Origin of the sequence: uncultured Thiodictyon sp. (assembly GCF_903828115.1) — a bacterium.
GTDB lineage: Bacteria > Pseudomonadota > Gammaproteobacteria > Chromatiales > Chromatiaceae > Thiodictyon.
On record NZ_CAIKKU010000217.1, the window covers coordinates 1 to 7,173 of the forward strand.

General features: G+C 61.4%; 9 protein-coding genes. 6 read left to right on the forward strand and 3 right to left on the reverse strand.

What is annotated here, in order from left to right; genetic code table 11:
* The 3 genes from QZY48_RS07840 to QZY48_RS07850 form a co-directional block, all read left to right on the forward strand.
* Positions 1-195: hypothetical protein (locus tag QZY48_RS07840; RefSeq protein ID WP_295429858.1), on the forward strand; the 195-nt coding region annotated here is incomplete at its 5' end.
* 446 nt (positions 196-641) lie between these two features.
* Positions 642-983 carry a hypothetical protein gene (locus tag QZY48_RS07845; protein ID WP_295429843.1) on the forward strand — a complete coding sequence of 114 codons (342 nt, stop codon included), beginning with the start codon at positions 642-644 and terminating at the stop codon, positions 981-983.
* 733 nt (positions 984-1,716) lie between these two features.
* Positions 1,717-2,625: an alpha/beta fold hydrolase gene (locus QZY48_RS07850; protein WP_295429845.1), complete on the forward strand. Its 909-nt coding sequence runs from the start codon at positions 1,717-1,719 to the stop codon at positions 2,623-2,625.
* A 220-nt stretch (positions 2,626-2,845) separates the two neighbouring features.
* Here QZY48_RS07850 and QZY48_RS07855 read toward each other — a convergent pair whose 3' ends face one another.
* Positions 2,846-3,100, reverse strand: coding sequence for a toxin-antitoxin system HicB family antitoxin (locus tag QZY48_RS07855; protein WP_295429847.1), 255 nt, complete (start codon positions 3,098-3,100; stop codon positions 2,846-2,848).
* On the opposite strand from QZY48_RS07855, the gene QZY48_RS07860 reads away from it, so the two are divergent.
* Both QZY48_RS07860 and QZY48_RS07865 read left to right on the forward strand, forming a co-directional pair.
* Positions 3,099-3,404: a hypothetical protein gene (locus QZY48_RS07860; protein WP_295429849.1), complete on the forward strand. Its 306-nt coding sequence runs from the start codon at positions 3,099-3,101 to the stop codon at positions 3,402-3,404. The two genes, QZY48_RS07855 and QZY48_RS07860, sit on opposite strands and share 2 nt — an antisense overlap.
* Positions 3,401-4,597 (forward strand): RNA-guided endonuclease TnpB family protein, encoded by a 1,197-nt coding sequence (locus QZY48_RS07865; RefSeq protein ID WP_295429850.1) that lies wholly within the window; start codon positions 3,401-3,403, stop codon positions 4,595-4,597. Before QZY48_RS07860 ends, QZY48_RS07865 begins: the two co-directional genes overlap by 4 nt.
* Here QZY48_RS07865 and QZY48_RS07870 read toward each other — a convergent pair.
* Positions 4,575-4,730 carry a hypothetical protein gene (locus QZY48_RS07870; protein WP_295429852.1) on the reverse strand — a complete coding sequence of 52 codons (156 nt, stop codon included), beginning with the start codon at positions 4,728-4,730 and terminating at the stop codon, positions 4,575-4,577. The two genes, QZY48_RS07865 and QZY48_RS07870, sit on opposite strands and share 23 nt — an antisense overlap.
* A gap of 447 nt (positions 4,731-5,177) precedes the next feature.
* On the opposite strand from QZY48_RS07870, the gene QZY48_RS07875 reads away from it, so the two are divergent.
* Entirely contained in the window at positions 5,178-5,801 is a 624-nt protein-coding gene (locus tag QZY48_RS07875) for a hypothetical protein (RefSeq protein ID WP_295429854.1), read from the forward strand.
* Between the two features lie 38 nt (positions 5,802-5,839).
* On the opposite strand, the gene QZY48_RS07880 is transcribed toward QZY48_RS07875, so the two are convergent.
* Positions 5,840-6,541: a hypothetical protein gene (locus QZY48_RS07880; RefSeq protein WP_295429856.1), complete on the reverse strand. Its 702-nt coding sequence runs from the start codon at positions 6,539-6,541 to the stop codon at positions 5,840-5,842.
* Positions 6,542-7,173 lie beyond the last annotated feature (632 nt).

Genomic DNA, 7,173 nt, shown 5'->3' on the forward strand with positions numbered 1-7,173 from the left:
CGCTGCCCACAGGCGCAACGTCGCTTCATCCAGGCGACCGGAAAGCGCCCGATACTTTTCTTCGATTATCTTGGTAACATCCATGCACCAAGCGTAACCGCAATTCACGTATTGTTCAAGTTATTTCTGCTAGGCTCCTTAGCGAAAGTGGGCATCGGCGGCTGCGTCTTGTGCAGCGGGTGGTTTGGGTGCTGACAACCGCTGTCACGTTGAATGCATGTGAATTGTGCATGACAACCCAGTGCAGGGGAAGGCCATTATTGCCCTCGCAGGAGGTAATACTGGGAGGGCATTCCAGCATTCAAATTCCGCGAATCGAGGATCAGTTGTCTAATGATTGTTCGCCTCAAGTCAGATCAGCGGCCCCAGTGTCACACATAGAATCGGAAGGCGATTACGAGCAGACCGCGACTTTCCACAATAGCCTGCTCGATGTTGTCCGGGACGATGCCAGTCACCCCCTCTATTCGCTTGTTTCACTGGTTGGCGATCTGATCGAAGCATATGAAAGCGATCGTGAACCGCTTTAGCCAGTGGCAAGCGAAATGGGGGCAATGAACCCGGCTGAAATCCGTACGCCCCGGGCATGCGCCCGGTCCTGAACGTTTGATCCGCCGCCGACCGTTGGCAGGAGTTTGAAGATGCCTGAATCTCCATGGGGACAAGCGGGCGCGACCCTGAGCCACAAGAACGCGTGCAAGGAATTCGGCCTCACCGAAGCCGAAGTCATTGCGGCGATGAGAGCGGGCAGACTGCAATACCGACAACACTGTGCTCATGGCACTCCCTATTTCAGATTGCTGCGGTCCGAAGTCGAGTCATTGGTCCTGGAGATACGCGGCGGGAAAGGCGTGGAGATGCAGAAGATCAATCATCAATTGCAAGAGATCGACACGGAAATCCGTAGTATCAAGAGAAGACTGGCATCATTGGAAAGGCAGAAACTTGAATTGCTTGAGATTCAACGACAGACGCAAGCCTGACAGCAGCAAACCGGTCGGGTCCCGCATCAAGGGATTCGGATGAATGCAAGACGAGAAGACCGGAGGTCGAGGCTTTAGCCGGTCGACATTGCATTTCAGCGGCCTTGGTCCGGCTAACGGTCATGGCGGAAGGCTTGTCCGGCACCCCGGAACATGAAAGGTCTTTGTGGGAGCGGCCTCCGGCCGCGATGCGGCGCCGCGGCGAACTTCGACGCCGCGTTCACCACGCGGCGGGCCTTGATCATCGTTCCGGCCACCCGGGGGCCGGAGTCCAAGGCTTCAGCCTTGGCTGGACAGGACCACGGCTGAAGCCTTGGACTCCAGAGGATGGCGGTTGGCCGGAACGATGATCAAGGCCACGCGGCGATACCGGGGACCGATACCGGGGACAGACCACGGTTCCCCCGGAATTCTCTCCCCGGTAGTGGAGTACGCTAAAGGACTCAGTGCCATTTGCGGTGAAGTTAATTGAAAGACTCGCCCAGCCTTCTTCCGGCTTCCACGCTCCAGCATCCCGTCTCATAAAGGGGGGGCAAACCGCATGCGGATGACGGGCCGCTGGAGCGGCTGCACTGCATTCCCACGCTAGAGCGTGGGAACGAGAGCACGAGAGCAAATCAATACTCTCTGAGCTTTCGGGTTTTCGTTGAAAACGTATCAAACAGCGCGTTATGAAAATGGTGTTGCCGGTCCAGCGACGCCGCTGCCGTCAAGATCCCGAACGAGGTGCATAATGGCAAAGGCGCAGATCACGAGCACGCGGGACGCGGCGCGGGCCTTCGTCCGCGCGCTGATGACGCATAAATCGGTTCCGGTGCGGCAGCTTGCCGGCGACGACAGCCGCTTCGTCAGCGTCGATGGGCGGTCGCTGCATTACACGCAGCGCGGTTGCGGCGCACCCATCATACTGATTCACGGCTTCGCCGGCTCGACCTACACCTGGCGTGAGTTGATACCGCTGCTGGCTCCGACGCATACCGTTTACGCCGTCGATCTGCTGGGCTTCGGGCTCTCCGACAAGCCGGCCGACGGCGATTATTCCATGGCTGGCCAGGGGCGTCTGATCATCGGTTTTGTCGAAGCCCTCGGGCTGCAACAGCCGGTGCTCGCGGGCCATTCGATGGGCGTCCTCGTTGCCGCGTTCGCGGCCTTGTCGTCGCCCGCACGGATCGGCAGTCTCGTCCTGATCGGCCCCAGCTTTTATCATGGCAGGCCGCCCCCGTCCGCGACACGTCTCTTTTTTCCATTCGCCTTGGTGGTTGCGAAGCTATTCTATATGAAGGGCATGCGCAGGAAGAGCTTGCAGCGCTGTTACTACGACCAGTCACTCATTACCGACGAGCTGCTCGACCACTATCTCAAGCCAGCCGGTACGTCAGGCGCCGCCGCTGCCCTTGCCAGAATGATCAGGACGAGCGTGGGCAGCGAAGGCGATGGCGAGGTCTGCGTCCGCCTACGCCTGCCGACGCTGCTGGTATGGGGCCGTTACGACGGCATCGTACCCCTGGCCGATGCCGAGCGGGTCCGCCAGGAAATCGAGGGTTCGCAGCTTGCGGTCATCGACGATGCCGGGCATATGGTGCAGGAGGAAAAGCCCCAGGAGGTGGCTGCTGCGATACTGAACTTCCTGCGCCGGGGGTAGCGTGACCCACGCGATTGGGCCTTAATCGTCGTTCCGGCCAGCATCGGCAGGAATGAGGTCTTACGGGGGCGGTCCCGAACCGCCCGGCGAGCGCGAAATCAAGACATTTGGACAGGATTGACAAGATTTATAAGATGCTATTCGTTTCCAATCCTGTGAATCTTGTTAAGTCAGGCACCGCGGCATTCATCTATTTGCTTACTTGGGGACCAACCGCACTTTACTTGGGCAACGACGAGCCCAGCTCATCACCAGCTTCCGCCTCGCAGTCCGGTACCGCAGCGAGAAAACGTTCAAACTCATCACGCCGGCCAGCCGCCGCCTCTTGCCGCAGATAATCCAGGCTCAATAGCCATGCCATTTTCTCACCGGCCGCATTGGCGATGAATTGATTGACGGAAATCCCCTCCTTGCGAGCAAGATCCCGTATGTTCTTGTGCAGGGATTCAGGGATGCGGATCGTGAGGGAAGTCATGTCGTACTCCTCAGCAAGTCAAGGAAATCGCAGGGCTGATTGGCACAATGCCGAAGTTGGCCGCGTTGCGGAAGTCAGCGATATTATGGGTTACAATATAAGGACAACGCGCGGAGAGGGCGAGTTCCAGCACATGGGAAAGAATCCACACAGAATCCTGATCGGAGAAGCCGCCAAGGCGTTTAGCGTCGCGGCCGAACCCGTGCGTCGCTGGGAGATCAGCGGCAAGATCACCTCCGCGCGCACCCCCGGCGGACAGTTGATCGACGGCATCAAGCACGCCGTGGCTGGTGCGCCGTCATGATCCTGTCCCATAAGATCGCCCTTGATCCCAACAACACCCAGCGCACCTACTTTGCCCGTGCCGCCGGCACCGCGCGTTTCGCCTACAACTGGGCGCTGGCGCAGTGGCAGGAGCAGTACCAGGCGTGCCAGGACAACCCGCTGTTAGCCAAGCCCAGTGAGGGCGCCTTGCGCCGGCAGTTGAACGCCATCAAGCGGGAGCAATTCCCCTGGATGCTCGAGGTAACCAAGTGCGCGCCCCAGCAAGCCATTATGCAGTTGGGCGAGGCCTTCGAGAACTTCTTTGCCGGGCGCGCCAAGTACCCACGTTTCCACAAGAAAGGTCTCAACGACAGCTTCGCCCTGGACAATGGGCACTTCGTTCTCGACGGTTCGCGTATCCGCCTCCCCCATCTGGGTTGGGTGCGGATACGCGAGACGTTGCGTTTTCCCGGCAAGATTGTCTCGGCAACGATTTCTCGCACGGCTGACCGCTGGTTTGTCGCCGTCGTCGTGGATACCGATCAGACCCTCACCCGTCCCGCCGAAAACCAAGGCGTCGTGGGTGTCGATCTGGGTGTCACGCGGCTTGCCACCCTTTCCAACGGTGAGCAAGTCATCGGCCCTAAGGCCCACAAGGCGGAGTTGAAACGCATGGAGCGGCTCAACCGAAGCCTCTCGCGAAAGGTGAAATTCTCTCGCAACTGGCGTAAGACCAAGGCCAAGCTGGCGCGCCTTCATGCCCGCATCGCCAACGTGCGCCTGGACGCCATGCACCAGTTCACATCTGATCTGGCGCGACGCTTTCATACCATCGGCATCGAAGACTTGAACGTGCGCGGCATGGTGCAGAACCGCTGTGTGGCGCGCGCCGTCTCGGACATGAGCTTGTTCGAGTTCCGGCGCCAACTGGAGTACAAGACCGCGCTGCGCGGCGGGCGCGTGGTGGTCGCGGATCGCTGGTATCCGAGCAGCAAGACGTGCTCGCAATGCGATCATAAAATTGACTCCCTGCCGTTATCGCTGCGGCACTGGGACTGCCCGGCTTGTGGCGCCCGTCACGACCGGGATCTGAATGCGGCGATCAATCTCGCCAATTACGCCGCGAGTTCCGCGGTGTCAGCCTGTGGAGAGGAAGGCGCTGGCGCGGGCCGCAAGGTTCGCGTGAAACCGGCCTCGGTGAAGCAGGAACTCAGCGCCAAACTTGCTGCGTAGGTTTGTGTAAGTCTGAGAGAACGGTTTCGATCCCCGCCTGTTCCAGGTGGACCAACATCTCCCGCACCGCCGGGTCCGGCGTGCGGGCCATGACATCGGCCTTGGAGGGAAAGCGCATGCCGGATTTGGCCATGGTTGGGGTTCTCGGTCAAAGGATGACGACTCTACTAAAGAAGTGACGGCGGCCACTGCGTTATCTCTGCGTTACTTAGCATAAGCCGGCATAAGCCGGCAGGGCTGCGCGACCTTATGACCCGGCTGCGCGGCCGGGGATCAGGGCGACTTTGAGGGTGCGTCAGGCCGCCGGACACTCACTGTCGCTGGGCCGAGCGGACGCTATTCCACCATCCCGCCTTATACCGGGACTCGCTAAGAAGCGCAGTTATAGTGCATACCACGGCGATAGCCCTTCCGTAAAATCACCGGTTTAGGTGCCCTGGCGCGCCCCCGCGGGGACCCGCAGGGGCCGTCACCTTGGCCCACCGACCGCCGCGGGCAAGTCCGCTATCGGCGACCTCCGCCCACGGCCGGACCGGATAGAGCGGCGGCTGCAACTGAGCGAGACCCCTGAGGAGACCCCATGACAAACAGCGAACCGAACCTGGTAACCGAGCGGTTGCCGCAGCGCCATGGCAATGATCGGCGCAATAATGAAGGTTGGAAGCGGCTGACCATCTGGCTTACACCCCAGGAAGCGGACACCCTGCAAACGCTGGGGGACGCGTGGTTAGGGCGCGCGGTCAAGGACCTGCTGGCCGACACGATGGGCGGGAGGGAACAGCCCTCTGCCCCACCCGCGGGGACCGCCGGCCAGGCGCAACCAGACCCCGGCGCGGTGCCGCTCCAAGGCAAGCTGGCGGCGGCGGTTCTGGCGGAACGCGGCCGGACCATTGCGGTCCTGTTCCGCCTCGGTATGAGCGCCGCCAACATCGCGGCACTGCTGCATCTGGAACTGTCCGAAGTGGCACGGGTACTGGCCCCAGCCCCTGAGACCTTCACCCTGACGGGCAAACCGCAGGCACCGGACATGCCGGACCAAATGGACCTGATGCAGGAACTTGACGCCCTGCTGGGCCAGGGCCTGTCCGGAACGGATATTGCGGGGCAGTTCAACGCGGCGGGCAGGCGGACGGCAAGCGGGGCGGAATACCGCGGGGCGAACCTGATACGCGACTGGCGGCGTTGGAAGGCCACCGCAATCTGAGCGGGCGAGCCGGCAAGCGCCCCCGGCTCTACCCTACCCTACCATGGCATGAACGAATTCATGAAACGGAAGGGTGCGCCCATGGAGCGGGTGTCGTTGGACATGCCGCCGACGCTCACCCGCATCATGGCGGTGTCCTGGCGCAACAGCCCCATGGTGTAGTTCATCGTGGCCAGGTCCCGGCTCATGGTACCCATGTTGCCGCTCATGGTCTTCATGCTCGCCGACATCCCGACGATGCTCCCGTCCATGCGGCCGATGGCCAGGCGCATGGCCCCGATATCATCACGCAGCGCCTGCAGTTGTTGCGTCATGGCAAGCAGGTAGCTGGTGCCGGCAACCTTGCGCTCGTCTTGGGCGATGAGGCGATCATCGTTGCCCGCGTGACCCATGTTGTACATGTAGTCCTCCATGCGGTTCATTTCATGGGCCATCGTTACCGCCAAATACAGCAGGACGGCAGCGAGGACGACCACCAGCAGGGCCAGGACGCCGGTATACCACTTGGCGCGCCGGGTACGTTGCACCTCTGCGCCCAACCCATCCGTCGCGTCCCAGGGCGGGTCCGGGGGCCGGGCTTGAAACTCGGCCTTGATCCCTTGCACCCGCGCCGCGATCAGGTCGTCCAATCGGTTCAGTTGGCGGTTGTGCAGCTCTGTCTCACGGGTCAGGGCAATGATCAGGTTATTCAGCAGATGCAATGGGTCATCAGCGGGACCTGAGGTCACGGGGTCGGTCATGGCGCAAAGGACAATCCGGTGGCGGAAGGGGGCTGGCCGGAATGGCGCTAAGTTAAGGGCGAGACTCTACAAGAACAGTGACTTACGCGGCCCGCTGGCTGGCCGAGACGCCCCAGAACCAGGCGGAACCCGGAGGAATCTGGCGGACTGTCGCTGATTCTCCAGAAGCTTGAGGCTAGGTCGGTGCGCAAGTCACTGATATCGTTAAGGGCATCTTAACTTAGCGCCATTCGGGGCTGGCCGGTAATGGTCAGGGGGTGGGGCAATCGCGGGCCTGATACGGTGAACCTATCGCCATGTCGCGCTCAGCACCACGAGTATCGGCTGCCCTGGCCCCGTCGCCAAACAAGTATTTCCGCAATGCATATAGCCCCCGGACGTGATAGCCGGACCTAGGGGCGGGTTTCAAACCCGCCCCTGCACCAGGGGCCTGTCCGGATGTCAGGTGCGAAGGCTATAGCAGGCGGCGCCTGCTATGGTGGCCCATGCGACCGCGTTCCCTGCGCCTGGAGTCCAAGGCTTCAGCCTTGGCGCGCTCCAAGGCTGAAGCCTTGGACTCCGGGCGCTTGGGCGCCGGCGCTTAACTTAACGGCAGTGAGGCCACGGCTGGGGTAGGGCGCCCTTCAGCAGCC